Origin of the sequence: Bifidobacterium tissieri, assembly GCF_002259645.1 — a bacterium.
Lineage (GTDB): Bacteria > Actinomycetota > Actinomycetes > Actinomycetales > Bifidobacteriaceae > Galliscardovia > Galliscardovia tissieri.
In genome coordinates this window covers 152,474-172,896 of the sequence record NZ_MWWV01000001.1, presented here as the reverse complement: position 1 = coordinate 172,896, position 20,423 = coordinate 152,474, and the positions used below count along the sequence as shown (strand labels likewise).

The following is a 20,423-nucleotide window of genomic DNA, read 5'->3' as shown; positions in this document are numbered from 1 at the left end:
TGCACTCTCACGCATGACCGGCCGTCACCGATTGTCCTCAGCGGACCTCGAGCTCCACGATCAGGGCCTTGTGATCGGTCTTCGGCACGGTATGCGCGTGCGCCGAGATCGCGCGGATGCCTTCCGTATGCAGCACATGATCGATCTCGATAAGCGAGGGGAACGTGGGCCAGCTCGCCGGGAACGTGGTGTTGAATCCCGCGTGCAGTTCGAACGACGAATCCGCAAGGCCGGTGCCCTGACGCAGGGCATCGCGGAAACTGGGGTGGTAGATGCTCGAGTTCGTATCACCCATCACCACGGCCGAATGATGCGGAGTCGAGAAGTCGGGCAGTTCGATGACCGCGGTTTCCGTCACGTCGGACGCGGGCTTGGAAACGGGAGATGTGCCGGAACCGGACGACGAATCGTTCATCATGCCGCCGGTGATGATATCGGCGAGCTCGGCGGGAATGCCGGCCAGCAGATCGCTGTCGAGCGTCATGCCATCAACGAGACTGGCGGTTTCCTGCGCGTCGTTGACGGCGTTACCCGACTCGTCATCATCGGCGTAGCAGCTGAACCCCTCCTCATTGCGGCTGTCGGCGCGCAGGGCGAACTGTCCGAGAGCGCGCACGCCGTCGCTCCAATCTTGGCCACTGCGCGGCGGGGACTTGGGATGCACGGAACTGAACTCCACGCATTGATCGCCGATCCGTACTGTGGCGACAGGCGCGGCCGCCGCATGGATCTTCACCGACGAATCGCCGAAGATCGCCGGCTTGAGACGCAGAAACAGCGCATTCGATCCCGCATTGTCGTCGTCACGCACCGCGCCGAGCACGCGGTAGGGCAGTTCGTCCTCGATATGGGAGATGTCGAGACGTTTGATAAACCCGGTGTTCACTTCCTGCACGGCGAGCACGTCGATGTCGTACCGCTTGACCAGATGCATGATCGTGCCGGTGTCGGCGCGGCCGTAGCGCGTATTGAGCGTCATCACACGGACCGTATGATGATCGGTCGCGGTCGCGGATGCGGTCTCGTCGGCGTCCGCGTTCACCTCAGCGCTCGCGGTCACGTTCTGCACGGGGACGCCGAGAATCGGAGACAGGGATGCGGGAATCGGCATGACATAGCCGATCTGCCACGCGACCTGCACGATCAGCAGCAGCACGGTCACCCAGAACTGCGGCCAGTTGCCGGTGACTCCGGTGATCGGCAACAGCAGCACCAGCGGCACGACCAGCAACGGGATCAGCGCGATCACCTCGGGCAGCGGACGGTACTGGTCCCAGCCGGCGGGCAGATATTTCAACGCCATCCATATTGCGAATATCGCGATGACGATCCAAAAAAGCACGAAGCGTCTCCTTGCTGTAGTCGTTGCCGTTGCTGCCTTTCGCGGTCGGCTGTTCTTGTACGACTTGCGATTATACGAAGCGGTTTTGGAGGATTTGCGCATACGAAAGCCATGGGATGCGATTCCCGACCGTGTCTTTACGAATCGTTCGAATGGATAGGGCGAATGGATAAGGCAAACGAATGGGGCGAACGATCACGAATGATGATGACGGTGCGGAATTGAAAAATCCTCTTGGGAAAGCGGCCGATGCGGCACGCCACCCCAAGAGGATTATACGAATGATGAACGATCAGCGACCGAAGAGACCGCCGATGCCGCCGCCGAGGTTCGGCGGAAGCTCAGGCTGTCCGTTGCCGTTGCCGCCGAGCATGTCCTGCAGCCCCGCCGGAAGCGCCGGGTTCTGCGGCTTCTTCTGGAATGCGGAACCGCCGCTCTTGCCCGAACCGGAACCATTGCCGCTCAGACGGTCGCGCAATGCCTTCTCCTCGGCCTCGCGCTTCATCGGGTTGCCGGACTTGCCGCCCTTCTTCTTGCCTTTCTTGCCCTTGCGAGCGCTCTTGCCGCCGGGGGCCCCGAAACCGCCCATGCCGGGCACGCCACGGGAGCCGTTGCTCATGCGCTTCATCATCTTGGACGCCTGCTCGAACCGCTGCAGCAGCGCGTTCACCGCGGACACCGTGTTACCCGAACCGTAGGCGATACGCGCACGACGGGAGCCGTCGATGATCTTCGGATTGCGACGCTCCTCCGGCGTCATGGAGCGGATGATGGCCTCGGTACGGTCCACTTCCTTCTCGTCGAACGCCTCAAGCTCCTTGCGATGCTGTGCCATGCCCGGAATCATGCCGAGCAGGTTCTTCATCGGGCCGAGCTGACGCACCTGCTGCAACTGCTCCAGGAAGTCATCGAGACCAAAGCTGCCGTCGGAGATCTTCTCGGCGGCCTTGCGGGCCTCCTCCTCGTCGAACTGCTTCTGCGCCTGCTCGATCAGGGTGAGGATATCGCCCATGTCGAGGATTCGTGAAGCCATGCGATCGGGGTGGAACACCTCGAAGTCCTTCAGACCCTCACCGTTGGACGCGAACAGGATCGGCTTGCCGGTCACGCTCGCCACGGACAGCGCCGCACCACCACGGGCATCGCCATCGAGCTTCGACAGCACCACGCCCGTGAAGTCCACGCCCTCGTCGAACGCCTTGGCGGTCTGCACCGCATCCTGGCCGATCATCGCATCGATCACGAACAGGATCTCGTTCGGCTGCACGGCATCGCGGATGTCACGGGCCTGCTTCATCAGCGCCTCGTCCACGCCCAGACGACCGGCGGTATCGATGATCACCGTGTCATAGAGCTTGGTCTTGGCCAACGCAATGGAATCGCGGGCCACCTTCACCGGATCGCCGGTGGTCTGGCCCGGAGCGGTCACATCGTCGCCGCCGTCGGACTGCACGCCCTTCTCCGGCGCATACACCGGAACGCCGGCGCGCTCGCCCACCACCTGCAGCTGGGTCACCGCGTTCGGACGCTGAAGATCGGCCGCCACCAGCAGCGGCGTGTGGCCGGCATCTTTGAGCCAGTAGCCGAGCTTGCCGGCGAGCGTGGTCTTACCGGCACCCTGCAGACCGGCGAGCATGATAATCGTCGGCGGGTTCTTGGCAAAGTTCAGAGGACGATCGACGCCGGCGCCCAGAATCTTCGTGAGCTCGTCATTGACGATCTTCACCACCTGCTGGGCGGGGTTAAGCGCCTGGGAGACCTCCTCACCCAGCGCGCGCTCGCGTACATGGGAGGTGAAGGAACGCACCACGTCGAGCGCCACATCGGCGTCGAGCAGTGCCCGGCGGATTTCGCGGATCGTACCGTCGATGTCCGCGTCGGTCAGTTTGCCCTTGGAACGCAGATGCTTGAACGCGCCCGAGAGCCTATCGGTCAAAGAAGTAAAAGCAGCCATAATGTCCCCAAGTCTACCGACTCCGCGGGAGAACCGGAATTCGTGGGTTCTCCCGCGAAGGCAGGTATTACCCGATCGCTACTCGAGCTTTTCGCTGAGCTCCATCCACTCCATTTCGAGTTCGTCGTTCTCGTCGGCGATGGACTGCAGCTGCTCGTTGAGCTTGTTCAATCCCTCGAAATCGGTGGGATCGTGCGCGGCCATCTGCTCCTCGAGCTTCGCTTTCTGCTCCTCGAGCTTGGCGAGCTTGCGTTCGATCGCGTTGACGCGACGGGACGCCTCGTGGAACTCCTTGCCGCTGAGCTTGGGGGAGTCGTTGCCGGATTGCGCATCGGCGTTGGCGTTCGAGTCGGTAGCATTCGCACCGCCGTCGGCCGAACCGCTCTTGCCCTTGCCGCCGCGTCCGCGTCCACGGGCGTCGGCATCCTGCGCCGCCAGCACGGCATCCCAGCCGCTCTTCTGCGCCTGCTCCACCATGTCCAGATAATCCTGCACGCCGCCGGGCAGATGCCGCACCTTGCCGCCGATCAGCGCGAACTGCTGATCGGTCACGCGTTCCAGCAGATACCGGTCGTGCGAGACCACGATCAGCGTGCCCGGCCAGGTGTCGAGCAGATCCTCCATCACGGCGAGCATGTCGGTGTCGAGATCGTTGCCCGGCTCGTCCATGATCAGTACGTTCGGCTCATCGAGCAGGATCAGCAGCAGCTGCATGCGGCGCTTCTGACCACCGGACAGGTCGCGGATCGGCGTCATGAGCTGCGCCGACTCGAAACCGAGCCGTTCCATGAGCTGGCCGGGCGTGACCTCCTTGCCGTCCACGATGTAGCTCGGCTTGTAGCGTGACAGCACTTCCTTGATCTTGTACTTGCCAAGCTTCTCAAGCTCGTCGAGTCGTTGCGACAGCACGGCGAACTTCACCGTCTTGCCGATGTTCACATGACCGACGGTGGGCGTGATCGTGCCGTCGAGGATCTTCAGCAGCGTGGACTTGCCGGCGCCGTTCGCGCCGACGATGCCGAAACGGTCGCCGGGACCGATCAGCCAGGTCACGTCGTTGAGGATCGTACGACCGGATACGGTGATCCTGTGCGCGGCGGAGGTGACATCGGCCGTCGCGGTATCGGCGTCGTTGCCAGTGCCGTTACCGTTGCCGACCGTAGACGTTCCAATGCCTTCACCGGCCTGATCGCCGGCTTCGGCGGCGTGCGCGGCAGCGGCGGCGATGGCCTCGGGTACACCGGCATCGATCAGTCGCGGATCGTCGAGATCGGTGACGGCCACCTCGACCGAACCGTGCACCTGCGGTTCGGCGTACATCGACGGCACCACATCCACGCGCGATGTCGTCTCCGCGGCGGTACCGGCGTTCGCATCGGTGCCCACGGCGACATCATCGGATGCCAGCCCCTGCGGCTTGGTGTAGATCTGCGTCACGTCGATCAGATCCACCACCTGCTTGCCCAGACGCGACGTGGCCATCTGCTTGAGCTCAAGCGTATTGCGCACCGGCGGCACGTCGGCGATCAGCTCGCGTGCGGCCTTTACATGGAACTTCTGCTTGGTGGAACGGGCACGGGCGCCACGCGTCAGCCAGGCGAGCTCCTTGCGGGCGAGATTGCGACGCTTGGTCTCACGCACATCGGCCTGACGATCGCGTTCCACGCGCTGCAGCATATACGCGGAGTAGCCGCCCTCGAACGGTTCGATCACACCATCGTGCACCTCCCACATGGATTCGCACACTTCGTCGAGGAACCAGCGGTCGTGCGTCACGAGCAGCAGCGCGCCCTGGCCCTTGGCCCATCGGTTCTTCAGATGCTCGGCAAGCCAGTGGATCGTCACGACGTCCAGATGGTTGGTGGGCTCGTCGAGCGCGAGAATGTCCCAATCATGCAGCAGCAGACGGGCGAGATCGGCGCGGCGACGCTGGCCGCCGGACAACGAACCGATCTTCGCGTCCAACGAGATGCCACCGAGCAGCGCCTCCACGATCTCTCGGGACGTGTTATCGGCCGCCCACTCGTAATCCTCGCGGTTCTCCAGCGCCGCCTGACGTACGGTGGCGTTGTCGTCGAGTGGATCACGCTGGTCAAGCATGCCGAACGTGAGTCCGCCGCGAATGGTCACGCGACCGGAATCCGGTTCCTGCGTGCCGTTGAACAGATGAAGCAGTGTGGATTTTCCGTCGCCGTTCCGTCCGACGATGCCGATGCGATCCCCCTCGAAAACCCCTTGGGTCACATCGGTGAAGATGGTTTTGGTGGCGAAGGCGAGCGATACGTGTTCAAGTCCCAAATCATAAACCGGCATGACTCACCAATGTACCGTTACCCGACGTCAGTGATGGAATCCGACCGCGGGATGCCGGGGCATGAGGGCTCTGGCCGACGACTGCGCGAACGCGTCCGCATTCACGTGACTGCATGCGCGGGAACGTCACGGTTTTCAACGGTTCCGGTTCGTTTTCCGCGTTCGTTACATTTCCGTGATCAGTTGTAGGCAAACATGGACACCCCCGTTTGGTTATCCCACCCGTTGATATAGGATAAGGGGGCTGTGCTGTCCTGTCGGCCATATGATGGGCGTTTCGTTCTGCTGTCCATCCGCGGTCAGGGCACGTGGCATGCGATACCCCCTTGATGGTCGGATACGCACCCGGGCTGTTAGGCGCATCCGACGACGATTCGAGGGTTGTGATCCGGCTTCCGCGCCGGTCGAAAACGGGATCGCCGGAATGAGAGCGCGTGTAAGAGAGGGTGAAGAGTGGAGCAGAAAATCGTGAGCGACACGGCTGACGGCACCAACGTATCCGATGCGGCGAAGCCCAGTACGAGCGTCGAGAACGATAAGGCGGAAACGGTGAGTGCGTCCAGGAACGCGTCCGCGTCCGACGACGCCGACATGTCCTCCATGTCCGATGTGGAGTCGCTGAACGCCGGTGTTCGCCAGATGTCGAACGTGCTGTATTGGCGGTTCTTCGTCAATCTCGTCCTCATGATTCTCGACGGCACCATGCTCGTCATCGCGAACCTGATCATGTTCAACATCGATCCGCTCGCCTATCTGCTGTACGGGGACAACTTCCACACGCAGCTGTTCGCCGGAATCCTGTTCGTCGTGTTCGGCGTCGTATACGTGGGCTGCCTGCACAGCTCCGGCATCTACCATCGTCACGTCATGGGCGACGGATTCCAGGTGAACTACAAGATCGTTCAGGGCGTGGTCAAACTGGTGATCATCCAGTGCGCCGTCAACTACATGTTCAAATACCCCCTTCCGCGGCATGTACTGTTCGAGGCCGCCGTACTCACCTTGGTATTCACCGTGATCGAACGCATCATCGCACGAGTGGTCATCACACGCCGACGCAAGACCGGCATGTATTCGTACGCCACCATCGTCGTCGGATCACCCGAGTGCATCGAACGCACGCTCCACCGACTGCACAAGCGCTCGCAGCTCAACTATCGTACCGTGGGCGTCTGCCCGATCGGCGTGGACCCCGAAACCAATAAGATCGTCTCCGTGCCGATTCCGGACACCGTGCACATCGACAAGAGCTTGACCGTGCTGCCGTACAGTACGTCGATCGGCGAAACCGCGGTGAAGTCGGGCATCCAGACCATTCTCATCTGCGACGTGATCCGCCGTGATTCCGTGGAGTTCAACGTGCTCTCCCTCGCCGTGGAATCGCTCGGCGTGGAGATCGCGCTCGCCGCCGGCGCCGCCGACATGGGCGCGCACCGCATGTACTTCCGCAACATTCAGGGCATGCCGGTGCTGACCATGCACCTGCCGCAGTATGGATACGCAACCCGACTGATCAAGCGCGTGTTCGACATCGTCTGCTCGCTGCTGCTCATCATCCTGTCGTCGCCGATCACCATCATCACGGCCATCGCGATCAAGCTCGACGACCATGGTCCGGTGTTCTACACGCAGAAGCGCATCGGTCTGCGTGGCAAGCCGTTCCGTATGATCAAATTCCGTTCCATGGTCACGAACGCCGACGAACTCAAGGCGAAGCTGGCCGCGGAAAGCGGACAGTCCGACCGGTTCATCTTCAAGATGAAGAAGGATCCGCGCATCACCAAGGTCGGTCATGTGATTCGCAAGTGGAGCATCGACGAATTGCCGCAGTTCTTCAACGTGCTCAAGGGCGACATGAGCCTGGTGGGACCGCGCCCGCCGCTGCCTGAAGAGTACGCGCGCTACAACCGTCTGTACGCCACGCGCATGTTCGTCAAGCCCGGCATCACCGGTCCGTGGCAGGTCTCCGGACGCAGTGATCTGACCGCCGAGGAGTCGGAGCAGCTGGACGTGTCGTACGTGCAGGACTGGTCGATCACTGGCGATATCACGATTCTGTTCAAGACCGTGCAGGTGGTGCTGACGCATAAGGGAGCGTACTGAGCGTAACGATCGCGGACAACGTGCCAGTGGCGATCGGATGGTCATACTGACGGCCATTACATACTTCGCCATTGGCGTCAGTATGCGCTGATGCGCTGAATCCGTGGAACCGTCCGACTGATCAACGATGATCTCCTAGCGAGAGGCAGTATAGATGAGTAGTAGTAGTGACAAGCGCCCTCTCAATGGCAACGACAACAGCGATAATGCCGGCTTTGACGGCGGCGCGATCGGGGATATCGACGTCACGCCCTCCCATATCGTGCAACCTGATCTATCGGATGTGACGGGTGCCCGTTCGGAAACGGGAAGGCATCGGAACGGGCATCATGACGACGCCGGCCAGCCGTCCCCGCATCGTCGTCGGCGACGTATGAGCCCCGAGCATATTCGTCGTATCAAGCGCAGACGCCGTAATCGCAGGATTCTCATTGCCGTGCTGAGCGTGGTGATGATGATCGTCGCATGGGTCGGCGCGCTCGCGTATTCGGCGTTCAGGGCCAAGTCGGAGATCGATCAGGCGGTATCCGCCGCCTCTACGGCACAGCACAGCCTATTGTCGGGCGACACCGCCGCGGTGAAACAGGGGCTTGCCGATTTCTCCGCGCATGTTGACGCCGCGTATCGGCATACTGCCAGTGCGGTATGGACGCCGGCGGAGTGGATCCCGTATTACGGATCCGATGTCAAGGCCGCACGTGACGCTGTGGCGATTATGGAGGACGTGTCGAACAACGCCGTGCCGAAGCTCGCCGATTCCGCGGACAGTCTGTCCCTGAATGCGATCAGCGTGCACGACAGCACGATTTCACTGGGCGATCTGGGTGCCGCCGCCGAGAATCTGACGGCGGCGGACAAGACGATCGGCGATGCCGCGATCAATCTCAACAACATTCCCGTCACGCATATCCCCCAGTTGACGGATGCGTTGGATTCGGCCCGGACGAAGGTGGTCACACTGGCGCAGACCGTGGACATGGCGCAGCGCATCGCCAATGCGGCGCCATCGATGCTGGGGCTTGGTTCCGCCGACGGATCGGACGAGGCCGGTGTGCGCACCTACATCGTGCTGGCGCAGAACAATGCGGAGCTGCGCGCCACGGGCGGCATCGCCGCGTCATGGGGTGTGATCACCGTGGATCATGGCAAGATCGCGTTGCAGAGTTTCGAGCCATATGGCGGTCTGTCGCAGTCTGCGCAGGATGCGATTCAGATGACGGATTCGGAGAAGTCGTTCTTCGGCAACGATTATCTGACGTATACGCAGAACGTGAGCGCCGATCCTGATTTCCCGCGTACCGGCGAGCTTGCCGCCACCATGTGGAAGCAGCAGAAAGGCCAGGATGTGGACGGCGTGATCAGCGTGGACCCGTATTTCCTGCAGGATCTGCTCAAAGTTGCGGGCGGATTCCACTCGGCCGCCGGCGTTGACGTGACCGGCGACAATGCCGCGGAGCTGCTGCTGCATCAGGTGTACATGGACCTACCGGATCAAAAGACGCAGGATGCGTTCTTCAGTGCGGTGGCCGGCGAGGCGTTCGACCATATCATCGGCTCGCTGAACGGCAAGGACGTGGCGTTGTTGACAACCGTGACCGAGTCCGTGAACAACGGTCATTTCATGGTGTGGTCCGCGCACGAGAACGACCAGAAGTACATTGACGGCACCGCGCTGGCCGGCGACTTGCAGGACAATCCGTCGAAGCCGCAGATCGGCCTGTATTTCAACGACGGCACGATGGGCAAGGCCGACTGGTATCTCAAGCGTGAGAGCTCAGTGAAGGAGTCCTCCGTGAATACGGACGGGTCCCGTACCTACACCGTGCATGTGAAGGTGACGAACACCATGACCGCCGAGGAGGCGGCCACACTGCCGGTGCTTGTCCGCGGCTACTCGGACCAGAAAACCGGCACCGAACGTCATGGCGAGATCGTGACGGTGATGTACCTGTTCGCGCCCGCCGACGGACGGCTTGTGGATTGGAAGTTCACGGGGGCATCGGCTGGGGATGGTGAATTCGACACCATCACGACGTATTCCGATCTTACTGCGGGGGTAAAGGGGTTTACGCTTCAGCCGGGCGAGAGCATCGAGCTCACCGCGCGTGTTCAAACGTCCGCGAAGGCCGGTGCGGCCGCTCCGACGTTGCGGCAGACCCCGCTCCTGAAAAGGACTGACTGGTAGCCATTCTCCGTACTGTCGGGCAGCAATGGCGCTGCGTTGCCAACGGCTGTATTGCACCGTGCGTGTGAGGGCGATGATGCCCTGAACTCAGGCTGGACATGTACGGGGGTGCCCTTGTGAAATAAAGGCTTTGGCACCCTTATGGCAGAGTCATACATGATTTTGGGGGTAAGGGGGTTTGCCCCTCGGATAAGCGGTTACAGTGGCTGTAGTCGGCATGGCCACACACCTTTGAGCGTTTGCGTTGATGAGTTCAAATTGTGAAACCCCCTTGTAAAGAGGGTAGACTGGTAGGCACCCCCGTATAGAGTTTAGGGGGTTGCATGAATGGCAGAACGGGTGCAAAGGGCGGATTGAGTTTAATCGACTTGTCCTTGTGCCAGAAACGTATTGCCGTTTTCGGCGAGACGAAGAACGAGGTCAGTGAAGGACGGAGCATCCGCGTGGAAAAGAACGACGGCGAAGAGAAAGATGTGATTTCGATTGACATCATTGGCGCGGTAAGGAAGCACCTTGCGGCGTTGATCGCTACGTTTGTGGTCGTCGTCGTGGCGGTTTGCGGCTATACATTTATGCAGACACCGCAGTATTCGGCGACAGCTGAGGTATTCGCCAGCTATAAGGGTACGGCGTCTGACGGCAGCCAGACATCCGATATGACTACTCGTTCCTATGCGACGTCGTACATTAATACCCAGTTGCAGTCGTATCCGCAGTTGGTGAAGACCGAAGCCATTCTGCAGCCGGTCATTGATGAGATGGGCTTGAACACCACTGTTGAGAGTCTGGCGGGGAAGATCACTGCTCAGCAGCCCACGGATACATTCCTTGTCGATATCACCGCAACTGATCCTGATCCGAAAGTGGCTGCCGAACTTGCGAACAATGTGGCAAAGAGTCTGAAGGATCAGGTTTCCAGTACGCTGTATAGTTCCGAAGCCACGGAAACCTCCCCTATTAATCTGTCAATCGTCCAGAGTGCTCAGGTCCCGGTAAAGCACAGCTCGCCCAATATCAAGATGAACATTGCGATCGGCATTGCCGGCGGTCTTGTCTTGGGCTTGCTGGTAGCTATTGCCTTGGATTTGCTGGATCATAAGATTCGTCAGGCTTCGGACCTGCAGGATATTCTCGATGTGCCAGTACTTGGCACGTTGAGCCGTAATGACGTATACGCCGGCAAGGCACCTGTGGTCATTTCTCGTCCTGCATCGCGCGAGGCGGAGGATATTCGCCGTCTGCGCATGAATCTGACCTATGTGATGCCGGACAAGGGCGATCGTTCCAATCTGATCGTCATCACGTCCGCCGGCGTATCGGAAGGCAAGACCACCACGTCGGTGAATCTCGCCGCTGCCTATGCCGAGGCCGGCAAGAAGGTGCTGCTCATCGACGCCGATCTTCGCAATCCATCGGTGGCCAAGGCACTGTCGATGAATGGTACCGTCGGTCTGAGTCAGCTGCTTACGTACCAGGTGAAGTCTACTGACGCCATTCAGCAGTATTGGAAGGAGAACTTCCACATCCTGCCGGCCGGCAAGCGTGCTCCGAATCCGGGCATCCTGTTCAATTCCAAGGCTATGAAGTCCCTGCTGGATCAGGTTTCCGATCTCTATGACTATGTGATCATCGACACCGCCCCGCTCAAGGTGGCCAATGATGCTGCCGTATTCGTGAAGGAAGGCGCGACCATGCTGTTCGTGTCTGGTCTGGGGCACGGCGAGAAGAACGATGTGCGTACAGCCGCAGAAGAACTGGAAACACTGAATGTGACCGTTGCCGGTGCCGTACTGAACTTCTCGGAAGAGGAGAAGTCGGATGACAACTATTACTACTACTACGGCGATGGCGAGGACGGCAAGTCCCGCCGTACCCGTCGCAACACCAAACAGTCTTCAAAGAAGACGAAGAAGAGCTAGTCTATGAAGATCGCATTCATTGGGCATAAGCGAATTCCCTCACGCGAAGGCGGTATCGAGATCGTTGTTGACGAGCTCGCCACTCGCATGGCTGCTCGAGGGAACAGCGTCGTGGCGTACAACCGTAAGGGCCATAACGTTGCCGGTGCCGAATTCGATAATGAATCGAACGACAATAAGCCCTACATGTATAAGGGCGTGCAGGTGATTCCTGTCCGTACGTTCAATATGAAAGGACTTGCCGCACTTACCTCGTCGTTCTTCGCCACACTGAAAGCCATTGCCGCCAGACCGGATGTGATTCATTACCATGCCGAAGGGCCCTGCGTAATGCTGCGTCTGCCGCATTGGCTTGGCGTCCGTACCGTTGCCACGATCCATGGTCTGGATTGGCAACGCGCCAAGTGGGGACGATTTGCGTCCGCATATCTGAAATTCGGCGAACGCACTGCGGCCAAATGCGCCGATGAAGTGATCGTACTCAGTCATAACGTGCAGCAGTATTTCAGGGATACGTATGGCCGCGAAACCCGGTTCATCCCCAATGGCATCGAGCGTGGGAATCGACTTTCTCCCCGAATCATCGCTGAAAAATATGGTTTGGAACAGAACGGATATGTGCTGTTTCTGGGTCGCATCGTGCCGGAAAAGGGACTGCACTATCTGATCGAGGCATTCAGGCGACTGGATACCGACAAGAAGCTGGTGATTGCCGGCGGCGCTTCGGATTCGAAAGAATACCATGCGGAGATCAAGTCGCTGGTCGCCGGCGATGATCGCATTATCATGACCGGTTTTACTGAGGGTGACGAGTTGGCGGAACTATTCTCCAACGCCTACGTCTATGTGCTGCCCAGTGATCTCGAGGGTATGCCGATGAGCCTCCTGGAAGCCATGAGCTTCGGATGCTGCTGCCTGACCTCTGACATTCCTGAGTGTACGGAAGTGATCGCTGATCATGGTGTGTCATTCCGCAAGAGTGATGTTCGTGATCTGACGGACAAGCTTGATGAACTTCTTAAGGATTCTGCCGAGGTTCAGCAGTTTCAGTCTCAGGCTGCTGACTACATCACCAGTAAATTCAGCTGGGAATCGGTGGTTGACCAGACGGTGGCGCTGTATTCCTCTTCTAAGGAGGCCTGCTGATGCGTATCCTCTTGGTTAATAAGTACTTTTACCGTAAAGGCGGCGCTGAAACATATTTCTTTGCACTCGCCGAGGGACTACGTGCGCTTGGACACGAGGTTGCTTTCTTTTCCATGAAGCATCCGAATAATGAGCCGAGTTACTGGAGTAAGTATTTCGTCTCCGAAAAGGATTATGTAGGTAAGATATCCACATTCCAGCAAGCAAAGGAAGCGGCCACACTGATCTATTCCTTTGAATCAAAGCGCAAGTTTGAGTCATTACTGCAGGAATTCAAACCTGATGTGATTCACATGAACAATGTGCATCGTCAGCTGACCTTATCGATTCTTGATGCGCCGTATCTCAAGATGCATCATGTGCCGGTGGTGTATACCGCGCATGACTATATTCTGCTGTGCCCGGCATATACCATGGTCGATGGTTCGGGCAAGGTATGTGATGACTGTCTTGATCGTCGTTTTTCTCACGCGGTGAAGAAGACGTGTGTAAAAGGGTCTAAGGCTAAGAGTGGTCTGGCGTTCCTTGAAGCTGAGTTTCTGAAGTTCCACCACAGCTACGATAAAATTGACAGGATTATTGCACCGAGCGAGTTCATGAAGAGCAAGCTCGATGAGGGCGGCTATGCGAATCGTACCGTAGCTTTGCAGAACTTTTTGACTGAGAGCCAAATGGCAATGGCTCGTAAGGTGACGAATTCAGGTAAGTTTAACTCGGCTGAGCCATATTTCCTGTTCTTTGGCCGTCTTTCCAAGGAAAAAGGCATTCTGACACTAGTCAATGCCTTTTTGTGGGCTGCTGGTCTTTTCAATCAGAAGTCAGCTTCTGAGATTGCTATGTTATCTAAGCAGCGGGTCGACGGGGAGTCTGAACCCGTTTCCTCGCTTCCTGCCGATTGGACGTTGCATATTGTTGGAGATGGACCTGAATATAAGACCATCGAGGAGTTGATCAGATCCGCCGGAATCGAGGCTGAGTCTCGCATTAAGCTGCTTGGGTACAAGAACGGTGAGGACCTGCAACGCGAGGTCGGGAATGCGCGTTTTTCCGTGCTGTGCTCTGAATGGCGTGAAAATATGCCGTACTCGGGTCTTGAATCATTGGCTGCACAGACTCCGGTCATTGGTGCGAACATTGGTGGTATTCCCGAGCTGGTAGTCGAGGGAGAAACCGGATTCCAGTTCAGATCGGGAGATGCCCTGAATCTCGGCACCGTGATGTTACATGCTTCGGCAGTTGACCACAAACAGTATCAACATATGCAGAATCTCTGTGACGCCTATATCAACAGTCGATGTATTTCAAGAGTGTATGTCAATAAGCTAGAACAAATATACCGTCAGATTCTTGATAATATCTGAAGAATATGTCTCTAGAATTTATAGTCTTATTTTAGGAAACGATAAGTAAAATATTGTTGGCAATATTTGGACGAAAGAGGATAGATGATGAAGGTCATAGCTTTTTATCTCCCGCAGTTTCATGAAATACCCGAGAATGATGAGTGGTGGGGTAAAGGTTTTACTGAGTGGGTTAATGTAAAGAAAGCAAAACCTCTGTTTGACGGGCATGAGCAACCGAAAGTTCCTCTTGACAAGAACTACTATAACTTGTTGGATCCAAAGGTGCAGGTTTGGCAAGCTAAGCTTGCAAAAGAGTATGGTGTGTATGGATTCTGCTATTACCATTACTGGTTTGGCGGAAAGATGCTACTGGAAAAGCCTATGGAGAATATGCTCAAGAATCCCGATGTGGATCTTCCGTTCTGCATCTGCTGGGCAAACGAGCCTTGGACTAGGGCCTGGGTCGGTGAGACGAAGGTTCTCATTCCTCAGTATTATGGAGAAAAGAAGGAATGGGAAGAGCATTTCAATTATTTGCTTCCGTTCTTTAAGGATTCTCGGTATATTACGGAAAACGGTAAGCCTTTGGTTGTGATCTATCGTCCCGAGGTCATTGAGTGTCTTAATGATATGCTCGATTGCTGGCAGCAGCTGGCCAAGGATAACGGACTTCCTGGTCTGATTTTTGCTTATCAGAATATTGATTTTGATTTGCAGCAGGATAAGGATGATTCTCGATTTGATTATGATATTGAATTTCAGCCGCTCTATGCCCAGCATGATATGACTAAGGATAAACATAAGTATCTTAAGGCAATCCGTCGTAAGGTGGCCGGTATTGTAGAGCGCAAGTTTGGTTTTGACCTCATGCGTTATGGTGCCGGTTTCTTTAACAAAGGCGTACAGACCGATTATGACGTCGTATGGAAGAAGGTCCTAGAACGAACTCCTGAGACGGAGAAAAACGTTCCGGCAGCATTCGTTACTTGGGACAATACACCGCGAAAAGGGGAAAAAGGACAGGCTTTCGTGGGAGATACTCCGCAAAAGTTTGAAAAGTATCTGTCGCAACAGATCAAACGTGCAAGGGACGTCTATCACAAGGATTTGTTGTTCATGTACGCGTGGAATGAATGGGCAGAGGGTGGTTATCTAGAACCGGACGAGCGTTTCGGTTACGGCAATCTGAAAGCAATTCGTCAGGCCTTGATCGAGAATGACGAGTTTCCCGTATACCCAGAGGTAAAAGGGAAGTAAGGAGCAAAAGAGATGTTACGCGAACAGCCATTGGTCTCCATCGTTGTACCCGTTTACAATCAGGAAGCATATCTTGATTCTTCTGTCAAAGCGATTCTTCATCAGACGTACCGGAATATAGAAGTCATTCTGGTCAATGATGGTTCGACTGATGGCTCTTCAGCGAAATTACAGTATTTTGATGAAAAAGATGACCGAGTAGTGGTCATCGACAAGAGTAATGGCGGTCTGATTGACGCAACCATTACCGGTATTCGACATGCTTCGGGGGAGTATATTGCATTCGTAGACCCTGATGATTACGTAGGTACCGATTATATTGCTAACTTTGTGCAAGCTCTCGATCCGAACACGGACGTCGTCGCTGCTGGTTTCTATCATGACGATAGACATATGCTCAAGGCTTTTCCTCTGAAGGAGGATAAGGTCTATAAGGGAGCGGATATCTCCGTCCTTCGAGAGCATCTTCTTAATCCGGATAAAGGACCGAACATTTCTTCCTATTTGTCAGTATCTCGATGGAATAAGATGTATCGAACATCTTGCGTCAAGAATATCGCAAATAAGTTCGAGCAGTATAAGGGTATAACTCTTGGTGAAGATACGATATTCACGTATCTTATTCTATTGGAATGCAACTGTGTGAGAACCCTTAGACTGGTTAATTCTTATTATTATAACGTAGCCAGTTCTGGGTCGATGATGAAGAATTCCGCATCTGCAAAGCATCAGATGAACGCAGCAAAGGCTCAAAAAGCCTTTGCTCGCTTACTGGTAGACTCCGGGTTGGATACGTTGCAGGCCGATATTTTGTACTATTTTCTGATTGAGTCCCTGTTGACACGCCTGCTGGCCAGTCGAGATCGTAGGCAATTTATTAGTGTTTATGGGAAGTTGCGCAAGGAGCAGTCCTATATGCGCGCGGTGAAGTCTTTGTTGAGGAAGGGGTGTTCTCGGCGTGAGCTCGTTGTTATGAATGCTCGAGTATTACTCTCTCCGGGACTGTATTATTGGTTAATGGTTTCGGGGAAGTCCGGCGCGAAGAAGGTGCGCGATTCCCTTGGTTTCGTAAAATCTGATATCGGTAGTTTGCGTTCTTACGGAATTCATTACACAAGAAGAATGATTTCGTATAGGAAAAAACGGAATAATGCCTTCGATGATATTGAGAATTGGCTCCCTGAAATAGAAAAGCGTGTCATGCCTATGCTTTCTCCCTTTATTGGGAAGGTTACTGATTTGGAAGCATGTCCAGTCGAAAACAATGTATTTGTTTTTTGGTGGGATGGTTTTGACTCTGCGCCTGCGATTGTTCGTGAATGCCTTGATTCCGTGAAGCGGACTCATCCGGATGTCAGCATCATTGAGTTAAGTAAAAACAACTATGAGCAATTCACGGATATAGACGTTCGTATCCGCCAAGGGTTTGCCGATGGAGATATTTCCGTTCAAACCTTTTCGGATATTTTACGCTTTAATGTGCTGAAAAATAATGGCGGAACCTGGGTTGACGCTACATTGTATTTTGCGGGCCCTTATGATCTGACAGCAGGATTGATTGATAAATCCTTCGAATCTTTGAATTGTAATACGACTCCGGACTTTTTGAAGTATGATGGCTATTCATCTACGTGGACCGGTTTCTTTATTGCTGCTAGAAAACATTCTCTTTTTGTAACCGCAATGGATGCTGTATTTAAGGAGTACTTCCTGAAGTACGGTGAATATCCGATTTATCTATTCATTGATGCCGTTTTCATGATCTGTTTGAAGCATGGTCTGGACGGCGATGTTCTCAATCGAATACATAAGAGCAGCGGATATTTATTTGAGATGATTGCCTTGATGAGGCAGCCATACCATCGTACTTATTTATCAAGATTGTCTACAAATCCACAAAAACTGAGTTGGTTTTTTAACGAGTCTGAAGTCCCCTCAGACTCCGTTTATAAGCACCTTTTCTCGAATCGTGTTTGATGGAGTCCTCATGATTATGGATTTATTGTGTAAACTTACTGCTGGGCCTAATAGGCTTAAGTGGCTTTTGTTGTCTCGTACTTTACGAAGCATCGCTAAAGGCAGCCATGTTCGGTCTGGGTTTGAGATTAAAGGTGCGAGATATATATCCATTGGAGAGTGTTTTTCCGCTGGTCGATTTGTTTCATTGCAGGTATGGAAAGGGTCCACTGTATCTGATCCAGAGCTTGTTATCGGAGACCGTGTGGTGATTGCTGATTTCGGCTTTGTTTCGTGCGCTTCAAGAGTTTCCATTGGCGATGGAACGCTAATGGGCGTGAATGCCTTTATTACTGACAACTCACACGGTGGTATGTCATCTGCTGAACTCCACATTCCTCCGAATGAACGTGATATCCAGAGTAAAGGACCTGTCGTTATCGGTAAGAATGTCTGGATCGGTCGTAATGTTTGTATTTTACCGGGAGTCACCATTGGTGATGGCGCGGTTATTGGAGCCAATGCAGTCGTCACTCACGATGTTCCGGCATATGCGGTAGCAGCTGGAGTGCCTGCGCAGATCGTCAAGAGATTCGACATTGCATGACAGGAGCTTCTTACCAGTGACATTGCATCTTTCAAAGAGAAGCATTATCTTGTTTCTCTTATTGATTCCTGTTTTCCTCCCTATCTCCGTTGACTACTTTACGACGTCATTCCATTTCTATCGACTTGCAACGTATGTATCTATCGTGGTTGTTGCAGTTCGTTTTGTGCTTAATAAGCAGGCCCCATCACTTCTTACCCTTATTGCGATTAGCATGCAGGCTTGGATCTTTCTTGCAACGGCAAGAGGTGGAGGAGACACCAGCACCGCATTGATGTCTCTATTACGATTGAGCATTGTGTGTCTGGTGTTCGATGTGTATCGTGATAGCCTAACAACTTTAATACGCGTATTGATGCTGCATTGTGAGATATGCGTGTATGGTAACTTTCTAACGCTGCTGATAGCTCCTGAAGGATTATATAGTAGATCTGTTTCCGCCTATGGCGTGTCTCAGGAATGGTTTCTTGGTGTTGATAATTATTTTGTACAGTGGCTTTTTCCTGCTCTAGTGATTGCATGGGTCTATAATACGTATTTTACAAAAGAATCAAGAGGTATGGTGTTGTCTATTGTTACTCTGTTGACTGAATTCATGCATGGTTCGGCAACCGGTATAGTCGGTGTAACATTATTTTTGATTTTAATGGTTGTTCCTAAAGCCGGGTACTTCTTTACTCCAATTCGCAGTATTGTTATAGCTTCGTCTGTTTGGCTTTTAATCGTAATATTTCGAATTGTAAATATTTTTGCTCCAATCGTTTTAAAACTTGGGAAGAACCTAACATTTTCTGGACGGCTGGCAATTTGGGATAATGCAATTATCGCTATAAGTCATAATCCAGTATTTGGGTATGGTGTACTTACAAATGACGAAATGGTCCAATACTTAGGTCTTTCATCGAATGGCCTTTGGACTGGTGCAACGCATTGTCATAACCAGATATTGCAAATCGCATTTCAGGGAGGTCTGATTGCTCTTTTACTTTTTTTGACGGTAATAGTACTCATCTTGAAGAAGTCGATAAACAATTGGCCTAGTAAACAATCTCAGATTGCTTCTTATGCTATATCGGCTTATATAATTATGTGTACAACTGAGATTTTTATATTTCCAGTGATGTTCGTTATTTTCCCATTGATGTATCTAGTATTGAGTAGAGAAGAAAAAGGAGTGGAATAATGTCTGCATATGATATGGGTATCCTGACCTTTTGGGATGTTCCTAATTATGGAACTTTTGCCCAAGCCTATGCCTTACAGTGTGCTTTGGCCCAGCATTGCAAAGAACGCGATGTGAGACAGATTGCGTATCTGGATCAGAAGCATTACGATGCTTACTATGCGAAAAAAACGGGCAAGAATTTTCTTCGTTCTAACTTCTATAAAAATATGTGGGATATTGTCAATCCTAAATCGAACTACAATCAGAGGAAAGCGACTTTCCCGAAGTACTATCTTTCAATTCCTCATACTGAGCGGCTTACAGCGTCGGAATTGGATCGCACGAAGTTCGATACGCTGATTCTCGGTAGCGATATCATATGGGACTACTCCTTTGAGATCTTTGATAATGATCCTCGTTTGTTTGGCGTAGGTATTCATGCCAATAAGAAGATTTCTTATGCTGCAAGTTTCGGCACCATCAAACCTGGGGATGATTACCCTCAGTATGTGATTGATGGCGTCAAGGATCTCGATTTCATTACCGTGCGTGATGAGAATTCCGCGGATATTGTCAAGGAAATTACGGGAGAGCGTCCATCTGTAGTTCTGGATCCGACTTGGCTCTGGGATTTCAACATGGATACCAATGTTGTTGTGCCTGACTATGAGGATTATGTCATTGTTTATGGTCAGGATTTCTCTAATGAGTTTATTGATCAACTGTGCTCGTATGCGAAGGACCATCATCTTCAGCTGATCTGCCTCGATTGCAATAATGATCAGTATGAGTGGTGCGACGTTCTCATTCACCAGTCTGATCTGACTCCTTTCGAGTGGATCGGTCTCTTCCGCCACTCTTCTGCGATTGCAACAAGTACTTTCCATGGCTTGACCTTCTCTCTTATCTTCAACAAGAAGCTCGCTTTTTGTGCTTCGGACTTCATTTTGGCCAAAGCAGATAATTTCCTGAAGAAACTTGGTCTTTATGATCTGTTGTCCGTAAAGGGGCGCGACGCTCGAGAGATGCTCGATTACGATTGGGATTACTCGAGCATCAATGCATTCATTTCTACTGAACGTGAGAAGTCGTTGAAGCTCATTACAAGTACTTTGTAGTGATTGTTATTTAGA

The 20,423-nt window shown here is 53.9% G+C and carries 12 protein-coding genes and 2 pseudogenes; 10 read left to right on the top strand and 4 right to left on the bottom strand.

The features are described 5' to 3' along the window. Nucleotides 1-37 precede the first annotated feature (37 nt). From BTIS_RS00815 to BTIS_RS12265, 4 genes and pseudogenes are all read right to left on the bottom strand, one after another. Nucleotides 38-1,342: an endonuclease/exonuclease/phosphatase family protein gene (locus BTIS_RS00815; RefSeq protein ID WP_094661755.1), complete on the bottom strand. Its 1,305-nt coding sequence runs from the start codon at nucleotides 1,340-1,342 to the stop codon at nucleotides 38-40. A gap of 292 nt (nucleotides 1,343-1,634) precedes the next feature. Continuing rightward, entirely contained in the window at nucleotides 1,635-3,296 is a 1,662-nt protein-coding gene (gene ffh / locus BTIS_RS00810) for a signal recognition particle protein (RefSeq protein ID WP_094661754.1), read from the bottom strand. A gap of 78 nt (nucleotides 3,297-3,374) precedes the next feature. Further along, a pseudogene (locus BTIS_RS12270) lies at nucleotides 3,375-4,427 on the bottom strand (ATP-binding cassette domain-containing protein); the annotation flags it as partial. A gap of 84 nt (nucleotides 4,428-4,511) precedes the next feature. After that, nucleotides 4,512-5,609, bottom strand: a pseudogene (locus BTIS_RS12265) (ABC-F family ATP-binding cassette domain-containing protein); the annotation flags it as partial. Nucleotides 5,610-6,077: 468 nt separating this feature from the next. Between BTIS_RS12265 and BTIS_RS00800 the strand changes: the two are divergent. From BTIS_RS00800 to BTIS_RS00760, 10 genes are all read left to right on the top strand, one after another. Then, nucleotides 6,078-7,712: a sugar transferase gene (locus BTIS_RS00800; protein WP_245819171.1), complete on the top strand. Its 1,635-nt coding sequence runs from the start codon at nucleotides 6,078-6,080 to the stop codon at nucleotides 7,710-7,712. A 154-nt stretch (nucleotides 7,713-7,866) separates the two neighbouring features. Then, a complete protein-coding gene (locus BTIS_RS00795) occupies nucleotides 7,867-9,897 on the top strand; it encodes a DUF4012 domain-containing protein (protein WP_094661752.1) in 2,031 nt (676 codons plus the stop codon). Nucleotides 9,898-10,220: 323 nt separating this feature from the next. Next, nucleotides 10,221-11,816, top strand: coding sequence for a tyrosine-protein kinase domain-containing protein (locus BTIS_RS11940; protein WP_211279406.1), 1,596 nt, complete (start codon nucleotides 10,221-10,223; stop codon nucleotides 11,814-11,816). A gap of 3 nt (nucleotides 11,817-11,819) precedes the next feature. After that, nucleotides 11,820-12,962 (top strand): glycosyltransferase family 4 protein, encoded by a 1,143-nt coding sequence (locus BTIS_RS11935; protein WP_211279405.1) that lies wholly within the window; start codon nucleotides 11,820-11,822, stop codon nucleotides 12,960-12,962. Next, entirely contained in the window at nucleotides 12,962-14,323 is a 1,362-nt protein-coding gene (locus tag BTIS_RS00785) for a glycosyltransferase (protein WP_094661751.1), read from the top strand. Before BTIS_RS11935 ends, BTIS_RS00785 begins: the two co-directional genes overlap by 1 nt. Nucleotides 14,324-14,407: 84 nt before the next feature. Beyond that, nucleotides 14,408-15,562, top strand: coding sequence for a glycosyltransferase WbsX family protein (locus tag BTIS_RS00780; RefSeq protein ID WP_245819169.1), 1,155 nt, complete (start codon nucleotides 14,408-14,410; stop codon nucleotides 15,560-15,562). Nucleotides 15,563-15,574: 12 nt separating this feature from the next. After that, nucleotides 15,575-17,539, top strand: a complete 1,965-nt coding sequence (locus BTIS_RS00775) for a capsular polysaccharide synthesis protein (RefSeq protein ID WP_094661749.1) — start codon at nucleotides 15,575-15,577, stop codon at nucleotides 17,537-17,539. Nucleotides 17,540-17,549: 10 nt separating this feature from the next. Then, nucleotides 17,550-18,125, top strand: coding sequence for an acyltransferase (locus BTIS_RS12160; RefSeq protein WP_094661748.1), 576 nt, complete (start codon nucleotides 17,550-17,552; stop codon nucleotides 18,123-18,125). A gap of 16 nt (nucleotides 18,126-18,141) precedes the next feature. Then, nucleotides 18,142-19,308: an O-antigen ligase family protein gene (locus tag BTIS_RS00765; RefSeq protein ID WP_094661747.1), complete on the top strand. Its 1,167-nt coding sequence runs from the start codon at nucleotides 18,142-18,144 to the stop codon at nucleotides 19,306-19,308. Then, complete coding sequence (locus BTIS_RS00760) at nucleotides 19,308-20,408, top strand: polysaccharide pyruvyl transferase family protein (protein WP_094661746.1); 1,101 nt, start codon at nucleotides 19,308-19,310, stop codon at nucleotides 20,406-20,408. Before BTIS_RS00765 ends, BTIS_RS00760 begins: the two co-directional genes overlap by 1 nt. The last annotated feature ends 15 nt before the right edge of the window (nucleotides 20,409-20,423 follow it).